This is a genomic window from Actinophytocola sp., from assembly GCF_050699935.1.
Classification (GTDB): Bacteria; Actinomycetota; Actinomycetes; order Mycobacteriales; family Pseudonocardiaceae; genus Actinophytocola.
The window spans coordinates 1-18,532 of the sequence record NZ_JBOHGB010000142.1 but is presented as its reverse complement, the minus strand read 5'-3'; the positions used below and the strand labels follow the sequence as shown (position 1 = coordinate 18,532).

Sequence of the window (18,532 nt, the reverse complement as noted above, 5' to 3'; positions counted from 1 at the left end):
CCGCCGCGCCGGCCACTCGGTGGTCGGCGCGGCGACGGACAGCGCCGGCGTCGCGATCGCCGTGCTGGAGAAGGCGGTGCCGCGCGCCGACCCGTAGCGGCAGGGTCCGCGAAGCGACGTGACCCCGTGGGACGTGGGCTGCTCGACACTGCTCGACAGTGTGACGATCATGCTCCAGGCTTGCGGGGAGCCATGACGAGGACCGACGAGGAGGGACCATGGAGTCCGACCCGGCGCCGAGGGTGGAGCGCCCGCGGCCGACCGACATGTCCGAGCGGCAGCTGGGTTTCCGGCCGCAGCGGGCGGTTCGGTGGTTACAGCCGGGCGTGCTGATCAGCACGGGCGCGCAGTCGGTGATGGCGGAGATCTTCGGCTCCTTTGCGGACAAGCGGGAGCTCCAGGGCACGCTGCCGGCGGCCGTGCACCGCCACGACGGCGACGACGAGCTGTGGTTCGACTTCGTCGCCGATCTCGGGGACGGCTTCGACGCCACGCACTCGATCGCCTCGTTGCTCGCCGCACCGGAGCTGCTGCCCGCGGGTGCCACGGAACCCTTGCCGCGCGGGCGGATTCTCGTCATGGGCGGTGACGAGGTCTACCCGGCCGCGTCCACGACGGCCTACGAGGACCGGGGCAAGGGCGTCTACCGCGCCGCCCTGCCGGTCGCCCCGGACGACGCGCCGCGGCTGTTCGCCCTGCCCGGCAACCACGACTGGTACGACGGGCTCACCACGTTCCTGCGTGTCTTCGCCCAGGGGCGCCCTTTCGGCGGCTGGGCCACCGAGCAGACCCGCAGCTACTTCGCCGTCGCGCTGCCGCGGCGGTGGTGGCTGTTCGCGATCGACACGCAGTTCGACGACTACGTCGACGCGCCGCAGCTGGAGTACTTCCGCACGGCGGCCGAGGAGCTGCGCGAGGGCGACGCGGTCATCCTGTGCACCTCGACCCCGGCGTGGGTGCCGGCCGGCTCGGGCGGTCGGACGAAGGGCTACGACACGTTCGAGTTCTTCATGCGCGAGGTCATCCGACCGCGCGGGGCGACCGTGCCGCTGATGCTGACCGGCGACAAGCACCACTACACCCGCTACGCCGAACGGGACGGGACCGCGCAGCGGATCACCTGCGGGCTCGGCGGCGCGTACCTCTCCGGTACGCACAAGGTCCCGCGCGAGCTGTGCCTGCCGCCGCCGCGCTCGCGCGTGCGCGCGCCGGCCACGCCGCGGTGGCTCGACCTCAAGGCGCGCTACCCGGGCAAGACCCAGTCGGAGTGGCTCGCCGCCGGCGTGTTCCGGTTGCCGTGGCGCAACCCCGGCTTCTGGGCGCTCACCGGCCTCACGCAGACGGTGATGTCGCTGGCCATCCTCTTCGGATTCGGGGAGACCGCCGACCCGGCGCGCCGGGGCGTGTTCGGGCAGCTGGCCGCCTGGGCGCCGTCGGCGATCGCGGCCACCGTGCTGGTGTTGGCCGGCATCGCGTTCGCCCGGCTCGACATGCCGAAGACGACCGCGACCAACGCGTTCGCCGGGATCGCGCACGCCGTCGGGCACCTGGCGCTGAGCGTCGGGTGGGCGTTCACGGTCCGGTGGCTGTATCGCGACGTGCTCCCGGACGGGACGGCCGCGGACTGGCTGATCTTCGTCATCGTCGTGGTGGCCACGCCGCTGCTGATCGGGTTCCTGGACTCGGAGATCGTCGCGCTGTACCTGCTGATCGCGAGCCGCTTCGGGATCAACTCCAACGAGGTGTTCGCCGCCCAGAGCCTGGAGGACCACAAGGGCTTCCTGCGCCTGCACATCGACCGCGAGGGCACGCTGACCGTCCACCCGATCACGTTGCCGCGGGTCTGCCGGCGCTGGCGGGCCGACCCGGGCGGCGCGCCCACCGACCCGTGGCTGGTTCCCGAGGAGGAGCTCGCACCGACGCTGATCGAGTCACCGATCCGGATCCCGCGGGCTTGACGGGCATCGGCTCGGCCGGTCCGGCGACCGTGCGTGCGGTCGCCGGACCGGCCGTGGCCGGAGGTGCCGGAGACGGGTGAGGGGGTCTCCCGCCCCCGGCACTGGCCGCTACCGCGGTGGCCGGCGGCGTTACCGGCCCCCGCACCACGGTCTACTGGCGCGGTGGGAGGTTGAACTCCTCCATCGCCATCACCGGGCGCAGTCGCTTCTCGGCGCCGCCCTTGGTGAAGGCGTCCCGCAGCACGTCGTCGCCCAGCAGGTTGCCGAGCGCGCCCATGATCATGCCCTGGTCGAGCGCCAGGTACCGCTTGGCGACCGTGCCGCTGCGCACGGCGATCGAGTCGTAGAACCCGCCCGGGCCGTAGCTGTCGAAGTCCCGGCGCAGCTTCGCGAGCTCGGTCAGCGCCGCCTTCGGCTGGTAGGGCAGCGCCAGCACCACCGCGTGCGGTGTGACCACACCGTCCCCATAGGACTCCGGACGCGGCTGCGCCTCGCGGCAGCCCTCGAAGCCCACGTCGACCGCGGTGCGTTCCTGGTCGCTGGTGTAGCCCTCGGCCTGTATGCCCATGACGTCCACACCGTACTCGCGGTACCCACCGTCCGGGTTGGACGCGGGGGAGAAGCCCCAGTGGCCGTACTTCGCGTCGTTCAGACCGTGCTCGATCTGGCCGCGGACGTACACCGAGTGCTGGCGTGCCCAGGACTTCTTGCCCCACTTGACCTCCGGCACGAACATGTCCGGCATCAGCTCCTCGAACATGTCGCCGCCCCAGGTCGGGACGAACTTCAGCCCGCGGTAGGTGTAGTGGCCCTCGAACACCGGGATGCCCAGGTAGTCCACGAACGTCCCGGGCGGCTTCTGCTCCTGCCAGCCCCAGTCACAGGTGTCGGGCATCGTCCGCCACGGCACGAAGTAGTGCTCCGGCGGCACCTGCCCCAGCGAGATCGCCACGTAGCTGATCATCCGCGTCTCGCTCGCGAAGTTCCCGTACGTGTGGCACGTGTACCAGACGTCCGGGCCGTTGTCCGGGTAGTTGCCGACCAGCGAGCAGCCGGGTGGCTCCTCGTCCCAGAAGCCGCCGCGCATCAGGCCCGCCCGCACGTCCGGTGACCGGCCCGCGGGGTCGTAGTAGAACGCGAAGTCCATGCCGGCCAGCAGCTTTTGTGCCTGCGCGCGAGCCTCCGGCACCGCGTTGCGCACGACCATGAGCGCCGCCGCCATCCACGCGTTGTCCACACTGGACAGGAACGGGTACACCGTGGAACCGTCCTCCGGCCAGACGCGTAGCTTCTCCAGCGTCGCCGGATTGTACCAGTTGTAGAACTGGCCCGAAGCCGGGTGCCGCTCGACCTTCGCCATCGAGCCGAGCGCCTTCTTCGTCCGCGACACCAGCTCCTTGCGGCCGATGAGGCCGGCGTCCTCCGCGACGATCGCCGACCACAGGTACGAGCCGACGTTGGTCGGCGAGGTGTAGGCCGACCGGGACGCGGGGTCGAGGTCGCCCTCGATGTTGTCCGCCGGCAACCCGGTCTCCGGGGCGACCATCGCCGTGAACGAGCGCCACGTGTCGCGCAGCAGCGTGGTCTGGCGAGCCCGCTCCGCGGACGCCAGCTCCCGGTCGTCGGGCGCGGCGCTCGCGGCCGGACCCAGTGGCACGACCACGGCGACGGCGAGCACCGCCGCCAGCGCGATCCTGCGGATGGGGGCTAATCGGGCCATATCAGGGATTCCTCCTCATTTGAGACCGGTGGTGGCGATGCCGCGGACGAAATGCCGTTGCAACAGGACGAACACGATCAGCACGGGCAGCACGATCACGACGGACCCGGCGAGCAGCAGGTCGTAGCGGGTCTGGTTCTGCCCGATGGCGTACAGGGCGAGCGCGACCGGCAGCGTGTAGTTGTCCTCTGTGGTCGCCGCGACCAGCGGCCACAGGAAGTTGTTCCACGACGCCAGGAACGTCAGGATGCCTAGCGTCGCCAGGGCCGGGCGGCACAGCGGAAGCACGATCTGCCAGTAGATCCGCAGCTCGCTCGCCCCGTCGATGCGGGCCGCCTCCAGCAGGTCCTCCGGAATGGACAGGATGAACTGCCTCATCAGGAACACACCGAACGCCTGCGCGAGGAACGGCAGGATCAGCCCGGCGAGCGTGTTGACCAGGCCGAGGTTGCTGGACAGCACGAACAGCGGAACCATCGTCACGATGCTCGGCACCATGATCGTGCCGAGCACCACGAGGAACAGCACCCGCTTGCCGGGGAAGGAGAGCTTCGCGAGCGCGTAGCCGGCCGCCGAGCAGAACAGCAGGTTGCCGACCGTCGTGAGGACCGCGACGACGACGGAGTTCGTGAAGTAGGTCGGGAAGTCCAGGCGGTCGAACAACACCTGGTAGTTGCCGGCCGTCGGGTCCCGCGGCCAGAAGGTCGGCGGATCGGCGCGGATCTCGGCCTCGGTCTTGAACGACGACAGCGCCATCCACAGGAACGGCCCGATCATCACCACGAGCCCGGCGACGAGCACCGTGTGCAGCACGACCCGGGCGACCAGGTCGCGGGAGCGCGGCTGGTCGGCTCGGCGGCGGACCGGTCCGGGCGCCGGGGGCGGGTTGTCCGCCCGGGTGTCCAGGGTGCTAGTCAACGTTGTTCCTCAGCAGCCGGAACCAGGCGATCGACAGCAGCACCACCACGACGAACAGCACGTAGCCCATCGCCGAGGCGTAGCCGTAGTTGCCGAAGCCGAACTGGTTGTAGGTGTGGTAGGCCATCGACAGGGTCGAGTCGAGCGGTCCGCCCTGGGTCATCACGAACGGCTCCTCGAAGAACTGCACGTACCCGATCGTGGTGATCACCGCGACGAACAGCATCGTCGGCCGCAGCATCGGCACGGTGAGGTAACGCAGCTGCGCCCACTTCCGCGCACCGTCGATCGTGGCCGCCTCGTAGAGGTCCTTCGGGATCGCCTGCAGCCCGGCCAGGAAGATGACCATGCCGAACCCGAGGTTGCGCCACGCACCCATCACGATCAGCGTCGGCAGCGCGAACGTCTCGTCGTCGAGCCAGCTGGGCCCGGAGATCCCGAGCCCGCCCAGGATCTCGTTGAGCAGTCCCGTGTCCGGCTGCAGGATGAACCGCCACACCACCGAGATCGCGACGATGCTCGTGACCACCGGAAGGTAGTAGCCCACCCGGAACAGGGCCCGGAACCGGACCAGCCCGGAGTTCAGCCCGAGCGCGACCAGCAGCGACAGGGCCATCGTCAGCGGGACGCCGACCACCACGAAGACCGCGGTGTTGGCCGAGGCGGTGAGGAACTTCGGGTCGTCGAACAGCCGCAGGTAGTTGTCCAGGCCGACGAGGTTCACGCCCAGCGGGTCGAGCAGGTCGGCCCTGCCGAGGTCGGTCAGGCTCATCACCAGCGACGCCACCACCGGCCCCGCCGTGAAGAGCAGGAACAACGCGGCGAACGGCAGCGCGAAGGCCCAGCCGGTCAGCGCCCGGGACAGCACTCCGGGCCGTGCGGACATTTTCAGCCCCCGGTGCCGATCGAGGTGGCCTGCGCCTGCATCGCCTTGGCCGCGTTCGCGGGGGTCGCGGTGCCCTTGGCGATCTTCTCGAGCTCGGTGTCCACGCCCGCGGCGATCTGCTCCCACGTCGGGATCGCGGGCGGCGCCTTGGCCTTGTTCAGCTGGTCGCCGAACGTCTTCAGCAGCTCGTCGCCGGCGAGCGTCTCGTCCTCCCACGCGGCCTGCACCGCGGGCAGGTCCTTGACCGTGTCGTACCACTTGACCTGGACCTCGGGCCGCATCAGGTACGACACGAACTTCCAGGCGGCGTCCCGGTTGTCGCTGTTCTTGAACACCGACATGTTGCTGCCGCCGATGAACGAGGTCACGTCGCCGGACTCGTTCGGCATGGGCCACACGTCGTACTTGCCCTCGCCGCCGAGCTCGTCGAGCAGGCCGATGTGCCACGGGCCGGACACGATCGCGGCGATCTCGCCGCTGAGCAGCCTCGGCTCCTGCTCGCCCTCGTCCAGCCTGTTCTTCGAGGACAGTCCCTCCTGGTAGAAGGACTGGTAGTACTCGTACGCCTCGATCGCCTCGGGGGAGTCGAGGGTGAACTGCTCGCCGTTCCAGATGTCGCCGCCGTTCTGCCAGACGAACGGCATCACGGTCTGCCAGGAGCCGGTCTGCCCGGGCTGCAGGTAGAGACCTTGCTCGGCGCCGCCCTTGGCCTGCATGTCCTTGGCCGCCTGCTTCAGCGAGTCCCAGTCCCGCGGTGGCTCGGTGACGCCGGCCTTCGCCGCGACGGCCTTGTTCACGTACAGCGCGCGGGTCTCGACGTACCACGGCACGCTGTAGGAGGTGCCGTCCACGACACCGGTCTCCCACGCGCCGGGGAAGAAGTCCTCCTCCCGCACGAAGTCCGGTGGTACGACGTCGAGCGCGCCGGTCTTGGCGAACTCGCCGATCCAGGTCGTGCCGAGCATCGTCACGTCCGGCGTCTCCTGGCCGGCGATCGCGGCCGAGATCTTGTTGTGCGCCCCGTCCCACGGCACGGCGGTGACCGACACCTTGGCGTCGGGGTTCTCCTTCATGAAGTCGTCGGCGAGCACGGAGAGCTTCTCGCCCTCGGTGCCCATCGCCCACACGGTGATCTCGCCGGTCGCCTTGCCCTGCGCGACCTTCTCCCCCTGGTCGGCCTGGTCCTCCCCGGAGTCGCGGCCGCAGGCCGATGCGGCCAGTGCCACCGCGGTCACGGCGGCGAGCAGAACGGTCCGCCTGTCTGGTCGAGTCATGCTGTCCTCCGGTTACTTCTCGTGGGGACCGCAGCTGGTCCGGATCACCAGCCGGGTGGGCAGTACTTCGCGGCGGATTCCGGGTGCGGTGCCGGAGATCCGTTGGTCGAGCCAGCGGGCGGCGGTGGCGCCGAGCTCGCGCATGGACTGGTGGACGGTCGTCAGCCGCGCGTAGTCGGCGGCCATGATGTCGTCCCAGCCGGTGATCGCGAGGTCGTCTGGCACGGTCAGGCCCAGGTCCTCGGCGGCCCGCAGCGCGCCGAGGGCGACCTCGTCGTTGGCGCAGACCAGCGCCTCCGGGCGGGACTGCTTGCGGAGGGTCTCCCGCGCCGCGGTGTATCCGGCCTTCACGTCGAACGCGCAGCGCACCGGCTTCGCCGGTACGTCCAGCCCGCCCTCGGTGAGCGCGGCGACGAACCCGGCGTGGCGGCCGGAGACGTCGGGGGACTGGTCGGGGTCGCCGAGGAACTCGTACCGGCGGTAGCCGTGCCCGATCAGGTGCGCGGTGACCGCACGCGCGCTGTCCTCGTTGTCGGCGGTGACCGTGTCCACCAGCCCGACGGGTGGCCGGGCGAGCAGGACCAGCGGCAGCCCGGTGTCGGCGATCCGCGCCACCGTCGCGTCGCTGACCGTCCGGCCCATGATCACCATGCCGTCGACCCGGCCGGCCAGCTCGTGCACGAGGTCGGCCGCGTTCGGTCGGCCCTGCGTGGCGAGGATCAGCACGCTGCGGCCGAGCTCGGCGACGACCTCCTCGTAGCCGAGGACGACCTCGGCGTAGTAAGGCCCGGCCAGGTCGGGGAAGACGATGCCGTTGGCCGCGTGCTGCCCCTCGGCCAGCGCTCGGCCGGCACGGCTGGGCCGGAACCGCAGCTCCTCGGCCACCCGCTGGACGTGGCGCCGGGTGGACGGCGCGACGAGCTCGGAGTCCCGTAACGCCCGCGACACGGTGGCGATCGACACGCCCGCGCGATTGGCCACCTCGTAGATGGTGACCGGCCGGCGCTCGCGTGCGGGCATGGCTGCCTTCCGTCGTTGGAAGCGCTTACATTTCCGTTGTGGACTTTTTTAACACAGGTGTCAAGGCGCCGGTTCGGTGAAGCGCTTTCACTGCGTCGGTCGGGTTAGCGCGGGGGCCCGTTCGGACCTCCCGCCGGCCTTGTCGCGGGTGTCGCTGCGTGGTCGGGGAGGTTCCGGCCCCTAAAGTCGAACTGATGTTCTCGGGAGCCGAAGCGATGCGTGTGTTGGGGGTGGACCCCGGACTGACCCGGTGCGGCATCGCCGTCGTCGACGGAGGTGCCGGGCGGAACCTCCGGTGCGTCGAGGCCTCCGTGATCCGCACGCCCGCGGACGCGGAGCTGTCCACCCGGCTGCTCGCCGTAGCCGACGAGGTCGAGGCGTGGCTCGACCGGCACCGGCCCGACGTCGTCGCCGTGGAGCGGGTGTTCAGCCAGTACAACGTGCGCACCGCGATGGGCACCGCGCAGGCCGGCGGGGTCGTCGCGCTGGCTGCCGCGCGCCGCGGGCTGCCGGTCACCTTTCACACGCCCAGCGAGGTCAAGGCCGCGGTGACCGGGTCGGGCCGAGCGGACAAGGCCCAGGTCACCATCATGGTCACCCGGCTGCTCGGGCTCGCGGAGGCGCCCCGGCCGGCCGACGCGGCGGACGCGCTCGCGCTCGCCATCTGTCACATCTGGCGCATGCCCATGCGCGCCCGGCTCGCCGAGGCCGAGGCGAAGGCGGCCGAGCTGGCGCGGCGGCACAAGGCCCGGCTCGCCGAGGCCGCGAAAGGAAAGCGATGATCTCGTCGGTACGCGGGCAGGTGCTCTCGATCGGGCTGGACCACGCCGTGATCGAGGTCGGCGGTGTCGGGCTGGCCGTGCGGGCGACGCCCGCGTCGCTCGCGACCATGCGCACGGGCACCGAGGCCGTGCTCGCCACCTCCCTCATCGTCCGCGAGGACTCTCTGACGCTGTACGGGTTCGCCGACACCGAGGCGCGTGACCTGTTCGGGCTGCTGCAGACCGTCTCGGGCATCGGGCCGCGGATCGCCATGGCGACGCTCGCGGTGCTCGACCCGGCGCAGCTGCGTGCCGCGCTCGCCGACGGCAACCTCACGGTGCTCACCCAGGTGCCCGGCATCGGCCGCAAGGGCGCCGAGCGGCTGGTCATCGAGCTGCGCGACAAGGTCGGCGCGCTGCCGGCGAACACGGCCGGGGCCGCGCCCACGCGGAACGGCGACGTGCGTGGTTCGGTCGTGGAAGCGTTGGTGGGCCTCGGTTTCGCGGCCAAGCAGGCCGAGCAGGCGGTCGACGGGGTGCTCGGGGGCAACGGCGGGGGCAACGGGCACGGCGACCAGTCGACCGTCCTGCGCCAGGCGCTGACCACCCTGGGCAGCAAGCGGTAGCGGGTCATGCACGATGAGCGGGTGACGGATCCGGCGGCCGAGGACGAGCCGCTCTCCCCGCTCGTGCAGCCGGGGGAGCGGGATGACGAGTCGACGCTGCGGCCGCGCACGCTCGGCGAGTTCGTCGGCCAGCCGCGGGTGCGCGAGCAGCTCGAACTGGTCCTGCAAGGCGCGACCCGGCGCGGCAGGCCACCCGACCACGTGTTGCTGTCCGGCCCGCCCGGGCTCGGCAAGACCAGCCTCGCCATGATCATCGCCGCGGAGCTCGGCAGCGCACTGCGCATCACGTCCGGCCCCGCGCTGGAGCGGGCCGGCGACCTCGCCGCGATGCTGTCCAACCTCGTCGAGGGCGACGTCCTGTTCATCGACGAGATCCACCGGATCGCCCGACCCGCCGAGGAGATGCTCTACCTCGCGATGGAGGACTTCCGCGTCGACGTCGTGGTCGGCAAGGGGCCGGGCGCCACCAGCATCCCGCTGGAGATCGCGCCGTTCACGCTGGTCGGCGCCACCACCAGGTCCGGCTCGCTGACCGGGCCGCTGCGCGACCGGTTCGGCTTCACCGCGCACATGGAGTTCTACGCCGCCGACGAGCTGGAGCAGGTGCTGCGGCGGTCGGCGAAGATCTTGGGCGTCGACCTGCGACAGGACGGTGCCGAGGAGATCGCCGGCCGCTCGCGCGGCACACCGCGGATCGCGAACCGCCTGCTCCGGCGGGTGCGTGACTTCGCCGAGGTGCGCGCGGACGGCTCGATCAACCGCGAGATCGCCCGTGCGGCGCTGCGGGTCTACGACGTGGACGAGCTGGGGCTGGACCGGCTGGACCGGGCCGTGCTCGACGCGCTCGTGCGCTCGTTCGGCGGCGGCCCGGTCGGTGTGTCGACGCTGGCTGTCGCGGTCGGGGAGGAGCCCAGTACGGTGGAGGAGGTGTGCGAGCCGTACCTGGTACGGGCGGGCATGCTGGCCAGGACACCGCGAGGTCGAGTCGCGACCGCCGCGGCATGGGCGCATCTGGGGCTGTCGGCCCCGACTAACGCCCCAGGCCGGATTCCGCCTACCCTGTTCGAGAGTGACCCTGCGCACGCCGCAGAGTGAATTCACGACTCCCATGGATGGAGAAACATGGACCTGCTTCCCTTGCTTCTGATGTTCGGGCTGCTCGGCCTCATGATGTACTTCATGAGCCGGCGCCAGCGCAGGGCGCAGGAGCAGCAACGGCAGCTGCAGGACTCGCTGGCCGTCGGTGACCGCGTGATGACCACCTCCGGTCTTTACGGCACCGTCGTCGACGTCTCGAGCGACACGACCATCGGGATCGAGATCGCTCCGGGGCTGGAGACCGAATGGCTGCGTGCCGCCGTGCGCGAGAAGGTCAACCCGGACGTCGAGGACGTCGAGGACGAGCTCGTCGACGAGGTCGACGAGGAGGAGGAGCTCGTCGACAACGAGCCGCCGCCCGCGAAGGACGACTCCGCTGACGTCGAGGACGTCAAGCAGAAGTAGTCTCCCGCGTGAGCGTGACGTGACCGTGTGACACTGCCCTCACGTCGCGGGAGGTACGCTGCGCCCTCACCCGCGCACATGTGGGTGCGGGCGCAGACTCATGACCGGGCGCGTCTCATGATCAGACGTGTCCTGACCAGTTCGAGGAGACCGACCTACCGTGGCACCACCCGCCGGGCAGATCCGCCCAGGGCGCTATCTCGCGTTCTTCCTGTTCATCGTGGTTCTGCTCTACACCCTGGTGTTCGCCACACCCGACCACCGGGCTGAGCCCAAGCTCGGCATCGATCTCCAGGGTGGCACACGGGTCACGCTCACCGCTCGCACCGAGACCGGGGGAGTGCCGCCCAAGGAGTCGCTGGACCAGGCGCGGCAGATCATCGAGACCCGGGTGAACGGCATCGGTGTGCAGGGCACGGAGGTCGTCCTCGACGGCAACAACATCGTCATCACGGTGCCGGGCGAGGAGGGCGAGCAGGCCAAGGACCTGGGCCAGACCGCGCAGCTGCGCTTCCGAGAGGTGATCGGCCAGCCGATCCCGGCCCAACCGCAGCCTCAGCAGCCGCCCGCGACCACCGCGCCGCCCACGTCGACCCAGCCGCCGGGCGCCTCGACCCCGCCGACGTCCGGCGAGCCGCAAGGCCGCCCGGCGCCGGTTCGGCAGGGACAGCCCGACGACCCGTCCCAGCCGCCGTCGGAGCCGGGTGCCCCGGAGGCGCCGGCCAATCCGCTCCAGGCGTGCCAGGAGTACAAGAGCAAGTTCAAGACCTACGGCGACGACATCAAGGCGGGCCGGGAGAGCTCGGTCACCGTCCCGGAGCTGATCACGGTGGGTAAGGCGTGCCGCCAGGCTCCGCAGCTCGTGTCGACGACCGGTGGCGCGGAGGTGCAGGCGGTGCAGCAGGCCGCGCTGGACGCGCTGACCTGCACCAAGGGCACCCAGGTTGGCGACCCGCTGGTCGGCAACGACGACCCGGACAAGCCGCTGGTCGCCTGTGACCAGGACGCGACGGCCAAGTACATCCTCGGGCCCTCCTTCCTCTCCGGCACCCAGATCTCCGACGCGAACTCCGCGATCAACCCCGAGGGCGTCGGCTACGTGGTGAACCTCGACTTCGAGAGCGAGGGCAGCCGGATCTGGGCCGACTACACGTCGGCGAACGTCGGCAAGCAGGCGGCGTTCGTGCTCGACACCCAGGTCGTGTCTGCGCCCGAGATCCGTGAGGCGATCAGCGGCGGCAGCACCACGATCAGCGGCGGCGGCCAGGGCGGGTTCAGCTCCGAAGAGGCACGCGGCCTCGCCGAGGTGCTCAAGTACGGCTCGCTGCCGCTGTCGTTCGAGTCGTCCGAGGCGGAGACCGTGTCGGCGACGTTGGGCCTGGCCTCGCTCAAGGCGGGCCTCATCGCCGGCGCGATCGGGCTGGTGCTCGTGTTCGTCTACTGCCTGTTCTACTACCGGATGCTGGGCATGCTGACCGTGCTGTCGCTGGCCCTCTCCGCCGTGATCGTGTTCGCGGTGCTGGTGCTGCTCGGCCGGTGGATCGGGTTCACCCTGGACCTCGCCGGCGTCGCGGGCTTCATCGTCTCGATCGGTATGACAGCCGACTCGTTCGTGGTGTTCTTCGAACGGCTCAAGGACGAGATACGCGAGGGACGGACGTTCCGCTCCGCGGTGCCGAGAGGGTGGGTCCGGGCCCGGCGCACGATCCTGTCCGCGGACGCGGTCATGTTCCTCGCCGCCGCCGTGCTGTACGTGCTCGCCGTCGGCCAGGTGAAGGGCTTCGCGTTCACCCTGGGCATGGCGACCGTGCTGGACCTGATCGTCGTGTTCCTCGTGACCCACCCGTTGGTGGCGATGGCGTCCAAGTCGAGGCTGTGGTCCAAGCCCACGTTCTCCGGCCTCGGCGCGGTACAGCGGCTGGCGAGCGAACGGCGTAGGTCCGGCACCGGCCCGGCCGTGAAGGAGGCGTGACGTGCCGACCAACGAGACTCCCAAGACGGCCCCGGTGAAGCAGGACGGCCTGTTCCACCGGATGTACGTCGGCACCGGCGCGTTCGACATCGTCGGCAAGCGCAAGCGGTGGTACATCTTCTTCGCCGTGCTGATCCTGATCTGCCTCGCGTCGATCATCCTCCGCGGCTTCAACTTCGGCATCGACTTCAGGGGCGGCACCCGGATCTCGATGCCCGCGGACGGTGCGGGCGGCAAGATCTCCACCGAGCAGGTCACCGACGTCTTCAACGACACGCTGGGCAGGGAGCCGGCGGCCGTGCAGACGGTCGGCTCCGGAGACAGCACGACCATCCAGATCCGGTCGGAGACACTGAGCGTCGACGAGGTCACCGGGCTGAAGCAGGCGTTGTTCGACGACCTGCAGCCCGTCAACCAGGACGGCGAGCCGAGCGAGCGGTCGATCAGCGACAGCGCGGTGAGTGCCTCCTGGGGCGGCGAGATCTCCCGGCAGGCGCTGATCGCGCTCGGCGTGTTCCTGGTGCTGGTGACGGTGTTCCTGGCGTTCTACTTCGAACGATGGATGGCGGTCGCGGCGCTGGTCGCGCTGTTCCACGACATCATCGTGACGGCCGGCGTGTACTCGATCGTCGGCTTCGAGGTCACGCCGGGGACCGTGATCGGCCTGCTGACCATCCTCGGCTTCTCCCTGTACGACACGGTGGTGGTGTTCGACAAGGTCCGGGAGAACACCCGCGGCCTGCTCGGCCTGACCAGACGGACCTACGGCGAGGCCGCGAACCTCGCGCTGAACCAGACGCTGATGCGCTCGATCAACACCTCGTTGATCGCCGTGCTGCCGGTGCTCGGCCTGCTCGTCGTCGGCGTCGGCCTCCTCGGCGTCGGCACGTTGCAGGATCTGGCGCTGGTGCAGCTGACCGGCATCATCGCGGGTGTGCTGTCGTCGATCGCGCTGGCCACGCCGATCCTGGTCGACCTGAAGATGCGCGAGCAGAAGTACAAGGAGCAGGCCCGCCGGGTGTACGCGCGGCGGGAGAACCTGGCGCGCAAGGCGGCCGCGCGCGAGATGGACGCGGCCGGCGAGGACGTCGACCTCACCCCGGCCACGGACGACGACTCGCTCGAGGACGAGCTGCGCCAGGAGCGCGCGATGGCCGCCGCGTCGAGTGTCCCGGCCCGCAACCCGAAGACCGCGGAGCAGCGCCGCCGCCCGACGGGCAAGCAGGGTGGCCGCCCGTCCGGCAAGCACCCGGGCCGGCCGTCCGGCAAGAAGCGCCGCTGAGCCATGGGGGACCTGGAGCAGGCGCTGGAGCTGGTGCGCACGGTGCCGGACTTCCCGGAGCCGGGCGTGCTGTTCCGGGACCTGAACCCGCTCTTCGCGTCCCCGTCGGCCTTTCGGACGGTCGTGGACGGCCTGGTGGCGGGCATTCCATCCGATGTGGACGTGATCGCTCCGGTAGAGGCACGCGGCTTCCTGCTGGGCGGTGCGCTCGCGATAGCGCTGGGCCGCGCGCTGGTGCCGATTCGCAAACCCGGCAAGCTTCCCGTGGTGGCGGCCCGGACGGACTACGCGCTGGAGTACGGCACCGCGACCCTGGAGCTGCCCGGCGACGTGCTGCGGGCCGGCAGTCGGGTCGCGGTGGTGGACGATGTCCTGGCCACCGGCGGCACGGTCGCGGCGGCGTGCGAGCTGGTGGAACGTGCGGGCGCGACGGTCGCCGCGATCGCCGTGGTGATGGAGCTCGGGGACCTCGGTGGCCGGGAACGCCTGGTGGGCAGGGAATTCCACGCGCTCCAGGTGGTCTGACGCGGGGTCAGGCGAACTGCAGCGACCGCTTCGACAGCCCGTACCAGTACCCGTCGATCACCGACCGCGGCGCGTCCGAGGACGCCAGCGAGGCGCCGACCGAGACGAACAGCGGCGCGAAGTGCTCGGTCCGCGGATGCGCCAGCCGCCCCGACGGCGCCTTGTGCGGGAAGTCGGCGAGCGCGTCGAAGTCGCGCGCCGCCAGGGTCTCCTCGCCCCAGCTGTCGAACTCCGCCGACCACGACGGTGCCGCCACCGCGGGATCCGCCATGGTGATCGCCGAGAGGTTGTGCGTGAAGAACCCGCTGCCGATGATCAGCACGCCCTCGTCACGCAGGGGTGCCAGCCGGCGGCCGACGTCCATCAGCACCGTCGGGTCCAGCGACGGCATCGAGATCTGCAGTACCGGGACGTCGGCCGCCGGGTACATCTCCACCAGCGGCACGTACGCCCCGTGGTCGAGCCCGCGTGCCGGCTCGTCGTGCACCGGCATGCCGGGGGACGCCACGAGCGAGCGCACCGACTCGGCCAGGGCCGGTGCGCCCGGGGCCGGGTAGGTGACGGCGTAGTAGCGGTCCGGGAAGCCCCCGAAGTCGTAGACCAGCGGCACGGTCGTGGTGGCGCCGAGCGTGAGTGGGGCGTTCTCCCAGTGCGCGGACACGATGAGGATCGCCGTCGGCTTCGGCAGGTCGGCGGACCACGACGCCAGCTCGCCCGTCCACACCTGGTCGTCGGCCAGGGGAGGGGCGCCGTGGCTGAGGTAGAGCACCGGCATCGACATGGCCGCTCCGTAAGTTGAAGATTCAACTACAGCGTAGCAGGAACCCGTTGAACGTTCCGGGATCGATTCGCGGCTATTCTCGGAGCAGAGGAGCCGCGCCGTGACCGAGCTTGCGAACGAACGAATGACACAGGGCGACCGCGAGCGGCGACACCGAGCCTGCGAGGGGTCGTCGTGAGTCAAAATCTCGAGACCGGGGCGCAGCAGGACGGCGCCGCGCCCCAGGTCCCGCCGCGCGTGCCGTCCGCGACGCGGCGGGTCCGGGCGCGCTTGGCCAGACGGATCACGGCCCAGCGGTCGGCGCCGGTCAAGCAGGTGCTCGAGCCGCTCGCCACAGTCCACCGCGAGCTGCACCCGAAGGCCGACCTGGCCCTCCTGCAGCACGCCTACGACATCGCCGAGGAGGCACACCGCGGGCAGCGGCGCAAGTCCGGCGACCCGTACATCACGCACCCGCTCGCCGTGGCCACGATCCTGGCCGAGCTGGGCATGGACACGATCACGCTCGTCGCCGCCCTGCTGCACGACACGATCGAGGACACCGCGTACTCGCTGAAGGACCTGCATGACGACTTCGGCGAGGAGGTCGCCCGGCTCGTCGACGGCGTGACCAAGCTGGACAAGGTCCAACTCGGCAGCGCGGCCGAGGCCGAGACCATCCGCAAGATGGTCATCGCGATGGCGCGGGACCCCCGCGTGCTGGTGATCAAGCTGGCCGACCGGCTGCACAACATGCGCACCATGCGCTTCCTGCCGCCGGAGAAGCAGGCGAAGAAGGCCCGCGAGACCCTCGAGGTACTCGCCCCGCTCGCGCACCGGCTCGGCATGGCCACCGTCAAATGGGAGCTCGAGGACCTGGCGTTCGCCATCCTGCAGCCGAAGAAGTACGACGAGATCGTCCGCCTCGTCGCCACCCGCGCGCCGTCCCGCGACACGTACCTGCACAAGGTCACCGACGAGCTCACCTCCCACCTGGAGGCCTCGCGCATCAACGCGAAGGTCGAGGGCCGGCCCAAGCACTACTACTCGATCAACCAGAAGATGATCGTGCGAGGCCGCGACTTCGACGACATCCACGACCTCGTCGGCGTGCGCATCCTCGTCGACGACGTGCGGGACTGCTATGCCGCGATGGGCGTCGTGCACGCGCTCTGGCAGCCGATGCCCGGCCGGTTCAAGGACTACGTCGCCCAGCCGCGGTTCGGCGTGTACCAGTCGCTGCACACCACGGTGATCGGGCCGGACGGCAAGCCGCTGGAGGTGCAGATCCGTACCCACGAGATGCACCGCACGGCCGAGTACGGCATCGCCGCGCACTGGCGCTACAAGGAGTCCCGCGGCACCCACGACGGGCAGGCCGTCGAGATCGACGAGATGGCCTGGATGCGCCAGCTCCTCGACTGGCAGCGGGAGGCCGCGGATCCCGGCGAGTTCCTCGACTCGCTGCGCTATGACCTCGCCGCCCGGGAGATCTTCGTCTTCACGCCCAAGGGCGACGTGCAGACGCTGCCGGCCGGCTCGACGCCGGTCGACTTCGCCTACGCCGTGCACACCGAGGTCGGGCACCGCTGCATCGGCGCCCGCGTCAACGGCCGGCTGGTCGCTCTGGAGCGCAAGCTCGAGAACGGCGACGCCGTCGAGATCTTCACCTCCAAGGCCGAGGGTGCCGGCCCGACCCGTGACTGGCTCGCCTTCGCCGCGTCGCCGCGGGCCCGGGCAAAGATCAAGCAGTGGTTCGCCAAGGAGCGCAAGGAAGAGGCGATCGAGGCCGGCAAGGAGGCGATCACCAAGGAGGTGCGCCGGGTCGGCCTGCCCATGCAGCGGCTCGTCTCCGCCGACTCGATGGCGGCGCTCGCCCGGGAGCTGCGCTACACCGAGGTCAGCGCGCTGTACGCGGCCGTGGGAGAGGGCCACACCTCCGCGCGGCACGTGGTGCAGCGGTTGGTCGCGTTGCTGGGCGGCGTCGAGCACGCCGAGGACGAGCTGGCCGAGCGGGCCACGCCGTCCACGGTCCACCGCCGCCGCGCGACCGGCGACGCGGGCGTGATCGTCAAGGGTGCGAGCGACGTCTGGGTCAAGCTGGCCCGCTGCTGCACCCCGGTTCCCGGCGACGACATCCTGGGCTTCGTCACCCGTGGCGGCGGCGTCTCCGTGCACCGGACCGACTGCACGAATGCCGGCGAGCTGCTCGCTTCGCCCGAGCGCCTGGTCGACGTGGAATGGGCGCCGTCGGAGTCGTCGGTGTTCCTCGTGGCGATCCAGGTGGAGGCGCTGGACCGGCACCGCCTGCTCTCCGACGTCACGAAGGTACTCGCGGACGAGAAGGTGAACATTCTCTCCGCCTCGGTCACGACGTCCCGGGACCGGGTCGCGGTGAGCCGGTTCAGTTTCGAGATGGGTGACCCGAAACATCTCGGGCATGTGCTGAAGGCGGTGCGCAGCGTCGAGGGCGTGTACGACGTCTACCGGGTCACGTCGGCGTCCTGATCCCCTGACCTGACTGTCCCAAGAGGACTGTCACGATTTTGTAATCCCTTTACTGTGCGATGTTCTTGGCCACCTCCTGCTGCGCCAGCGCCACCTCTTCGATGGTCGCCGAGAGAACGTCGGTCTGGCTTTCCAGCTCGTCGCACAGATCGATGAATGCCTGCCTCTGTGCCGGGTGCGTGATGGGCACTGCGTCGAGGTCGGTGCTCATCAGCCAGTCGAAAAGCACCACCGCGTCCGCGCGGCACAGTTCGATGCGCACAATGGGCGCCTCCGATTCCATGGCGTTAATCTTGCCCCGCGCCGCACATGGTGTGCCAGGACATTCCCATATGTCTGCTTCTCACGGACCACTCAGGAATTCCGTCGGACTCACACCGGCAAGGGCTCGCACCTCCCTCGACAGGTGAGCCTGATCGGCGTACCCCGCCCGGTACGCCACGTCGGCCAGCTCCGTGCCGCCGCGGGCCAGCCGTATCGCGTGCTCGAACCGCAGCACCCGCGCCAGTACCTTCGCGCCGTAGCCGAACGCGGCGAGGCAGCGGCGGTGCAGCTGCCGCTCGGTGAGCCCGATCGCGTCGGCCATGGCGCCCACGCGCGCGCCGCCGCGGGCGAGCGAGAGCAGTGCGGGCACCGCCGGGTCCGGGCCGGTGCGGGCCGCGGCCACCACCGCCGAGGCGAGCACGGTCTGGGCGCTGTCCGTCGAGCCGGCGCCGGCCAGCGCGTCGGCGAGCGTGCGCGCGTCGGTCTCGACCGCATGCGCCGACTTCCACTGGTTCATGCCGCTGTCGCGGCCGCGGTAGATCACCCCCTTGGTGT

General features: G+C 70.4%; 17 protein-coding genes. 9 read left to right on the top strand and 8 right to left on the bottom strand.

Annotation, left to right across the window (positions count from 1 at the left end):
- The first annotated feature begins 218 nt into the window (after positions 1-218).
- The gene (locus ACRDTB_RS30885) at positions 219-1,958 is read left to right on the top strand and encodes a metallophosphoesterase (protein WP_431435713.1); all 1,740 of its coding nucleotides are present in this window, start codon (positions 219-221) and stop codon (positions 1,956-1,958) included.
- 151 nt (positions 1,959-2,109) lie between these two features.
- Here ACRDTB_RS30885 and ACRDTB_RS30880 read toward each other — a convergent pair whose 3' ends face one another.
- The 5 genes from ACRDTB_RS30880 to ACRDTB_RS30860 are packed head-to-tail and all read right to left on the bottom strand — an operon-like array spanning position 2,110 to position 7,776.
- The gene (locus ACRDTB_RS30880; RefSeq protein ID WP_431435712.1) at positions 2,110-3,678 is read right to left on the bottom strand and encodes a glucoamylase family protein; all 1,569 of its coding nucleotides are present in this window, start codon (positions 3,676-3,678) and stop codon (positions 2,110-2,112) included.
- Between the two features lie 15 nt (positions 3,679-3,693).
- Positions 3,694-4,596 carry a carbohydrate ABC transporter permease gene (locus ACRDTB_RS30875; protein ID WP_431435711.1) on the bottom strand — a complete coding sequence of 301 codons (903 nt, stop codon included), beginning with the start codon at positions 4,594-4,596 and terminating at the stop codon, positions 3,694-3,696.
- On the bottom strand, positions 4,589-5,482 hold the full coding sequence (locus ACRDTB_RS30870) for a carbohydrate ABC transporter permease (protein ID WP_431435710.1): 894 nt from the start codon (positions 5,480-5,482) through the stop codon (positions 4,589-4,591). The genes ACRDTB_RS30875 and ACRDTB_RS30870 overlap by 8 nt, the downstream gene beginning before the upstream one ends.
- A gap of 2 nt (positions 5,483-5,484) precedes the next feature.
- Positions 5,485-6,756: a sugar ABC transporter substrate-binding protein gene (locus ACRDTB_RS30865; RefSeq protein WP_431435709.1), complete on the bottom strand. Its 1,272-nt coding sequence runs from the start codon at positions 6,754-6,756 to the stop codon at positions 5,485-5,487.
- 12 nt (positions 6,757-6,768) lie between these two features.
- A complete protein-coding gene (locus ACRDTB_RS30860; protein ID WP_431435708.1) occupies positions 6,769-7,776 on the bottom strand; it encodes a LacI family DNA-binding transcriptional regulator in 1,008 nt (335 codons plus the stop codon).
- 215 nt (positions 7,777-7,991) lie between these two features.
- Here ACRDTB_RS30860 and ruvC point away from each other — a divergent pair, with 215 nt between their 5' ends.
- The 7 genes from ruvC to ACRDTB_RS30825 all read left to right on the top strand — a co-directional run bounded on the left by ruvC (position 7,992) and on the right by ACRDTB_RS30825 (position 14,445).
- Positions 7,992-8,558, top strand: coding sequence for a crossover junction endodeoxyribonuclease RuvC (ruvC, locus tag ACRDTB_RS30855; RefSeq protein ID WP_431435707.1), 567 nt, complete (start codon positions 7,992-7,994; stop codon positions 8,556-8,558).
- On the top strand, positions 8,555-9,163 hold the full coding sequence (gene ruvA, locus ACRDTB_RS30850; RefSeq protein ID WP_431435706.1) for a Holliday junction branch migration protein RuvA: 609 nt from the start codon (positions 8,555-8,557) through the stop codon (positions 9,161-9,163). Before ruvC ends, ruvA begins: the two co-directional genes overlap by 4 nt.
- Before the next feature lie 6 nt (positions 9,164-9,169).
- Positions 9,170-10,258 (top strand): Holliday junction branch migration DNA helicase RuvB, encoded by a 1,089-nt coding sequence (gene ruvB / locus ACRDTB_RS30845; RefSeq protein WP_431435705.1) that lies wholly within the window; start codon positions 9,170-9,172, stop codon positions 10,256-10,258.
- A gap of 27 nt (positions 10,259-10,285) precedes the next feature.
- Positions 10,286-10,666 (top strand): preprotein translocase subunit YajC, encoded by a 381-nt coding sequence (gene yajC, locus ACRDTB_RS30840; RefSeq protein WP_431435704.1) that lies wholly within the window; start codon positions 10,286-10,288, stop codon positions 10,664-10,666.
- A 160-nt stretch (positions 10,667-10,826) separates the two neighbouring features.
- Complete coding sequence (gene secD / locus ACRDTB_RS30835; protein ID WP_431435703.1) at positions 10,827-12,638, top strand: protein translocase subunit SecD; 1,812 nt, start codon at positions 10,827-10,829, stop codon at positions 12,636-12,638.
- A gap of 61 nt (positions 12,639-12,699) precedes the next feature.
- Positions 12,700-13,920, top strand: a complete 1,221-nt coding sequence (gene secF, locus ACRDTB_RS30830) for a protein translocase subunit SecF (RefSeq protein ID WP_431435714.1) — start codon at positions 12,700-12,702, stop codon at positions 13,918-13,920.
- Positions 13,921-13,923: 3 nt separating this feature from the next.
- Complete coding sequence (locus ACRDTB_RS30825) at positions 13,924-14,445, top strand: adenine phosphoribosyltransferase (RefSeq protein WP_431435702.1); 522 nt, start codon at positions 13,924-13,926, stop codon at positions 14,443-14,445.
- 7 nt (positions 14,446-14,452) lie between these two features.
- Here ACRDTB_RS30825 and ACRDTB_RS30820 read toward each other — a convergent pair whose 3' ends face one another.
- Positions 14,453-15,226: a dioxygenase family protein gene (locus ACRDTB_RS30820; RefSeq protein ID WP_431435701.1), complete on the bottom strand. Its 774-nt coding sequence runs from the start codon at positions 15,224-15,226 to the stop codon at positions 14,453-14,455.
- A 174-nt stretch (positions 15,227-15,400) separates the two neighbouring features.
- On the opposite strand from ACRDTB_RS30820, the gene ACRDTB_RS30815 reads away from it, so the two are divergent.
- Positions 15,401-17,713 (top strand): RelA/SpoT family protein, encoded by a 2,313-nt coding sequence (locus ACRDTB_RS30815; protein ID WP_431435700.1) that lies wholly within the window; start codon positions 15,401-15,403, stop codon positions 17,711-17,713.
- 49 nt (positions 17,714-17,762) lie between these two features.
- On the opposite strand, the gene ACRDTB_RS30810 is transcribed toward ACRDTB_RS30815, so the two are convergent.
- Both ACRDTB_RS30810 and ACRDTB_RS30805 read right to left on the bottom strand, forming a co-directional pair.
- Entirely contained in the window at positions 17,763-17,996 is a 234-nt protein-coding gene (locus tag ACRDTB_RS30810) for a hypothetical protein (RefSeq protein ID WP_431435699.1), read from the bottom strand.
- A gap of 60 nt (positions 17,997-18,056) precedes the next feature.
- Positions 18,057-18,532: helix-turn-helix domain-containing protein (locus ACRDTB_RS30805; RefSeq protein ID WP_431435698.1), on the bottom strand; the 476-nt coding region annotated here is incomplete at its 5' end.

What these genes read in the sequence shown, in the direction of transcription:
- ACRDTB_RS30885 (WP_431435713.1), top strand. Translation starts at nt 219, where the DNA reads ATGGAGTCCGACCCGGCGCCGAGGGTGGAGCGCCCGCGGCCGACCGAC.
- ACRDTB_RS30880 (WP_431435712.1), bottom strand. Translation starts at nt 3,678, where the DNA reads ATGGCCCGATTAGCCCCCATCCGCAGGATCGCGCTGGCGGCGGTGCTC.
- ACRDTB_RS30870 (WP_431435710.1), bottom strand. Translation starts at nt 5,482, where the DNA reads ATGTCCGCACGGCCCGGAGTGCTGTCCCGGGCGCTGACCGGCTGGGCC.
- ACRDTB_RS30865 (WP_431435709.1), bottom strand. Translation starts at nt 6,756, where the DNA reads ATGACTCGACCAGACAGGCGGACCGTTCTGCTCGCCGCCGTGACCGCG.
- ACRDTB_RS30860 (WP_431435708.1), bottom strand. Translation starts at nt 7,776, where the DNA reads ATGCCCGCACGCGAGCGCCGGCCGGTCACCATCTACGAGGTGGCCAAT.
- ruvC (WP_431435707.1), top strand. Translation starts at nt 7,992, where the DNA reads ATGCGTGTGTTGGGGGTGGACCCCGGACTGACCCGGTGCGGCATCGCC.
- ruvA (WP_431435706.1), top strand. Translation starts at nt 8,555, where the DNA reads ATGATCTCGTCGGTACGCGGGCAGGTGCTCTCGATCGGGCTGGACCAC.
- ruvB (WP_431435705.1), top strand. Translation starts at nt 9,170, where the DNA reads ATGCACGATGAGCGGGTGACGGATCCGGCGGCCGAGGACGAGCCGCTC.
- yajC (WP_431435704.1), top strand. Translation starts at nt 10,286, where the DNA reads ATGGACCTGCTTCCCTTGCTTCTGATGTTCGGGCTGCTCGGCCTCATG.
- secF (WP_431435714.1), top strand. Translation starts at nt 12,700, where the DNA reads ATGTACGTCGGCACCGGCGCGTTCGACATCGTCGGCAAGCGCAAGCGG.
- ACRDTB_RS30825 (WP_431435702.1), top strand. Translation starts at nt 13,924, where the DNA reads ATGGGGGACCTGGAGCAGGCGCTGGAGCTGGTGCGCACGGTGCCGGAC.
- ACRDTB_RS30820 (WP_431435701.1), bottom strand. Translation starts at nt 15,226, where the DNA reads ATGTCGATGCCGGTGCTCTACCTCAGCCACGGCGCCCCTCCCCTGGCC.
- ACRDTB_RS30810 (WP_431435699.1), bottom strand. Translation starts at nt 17,996, where the DNA reads ATGGAATCGGAGGCGCCCATTGTGCGCATCGAACTGTGCCGCGCGGAC.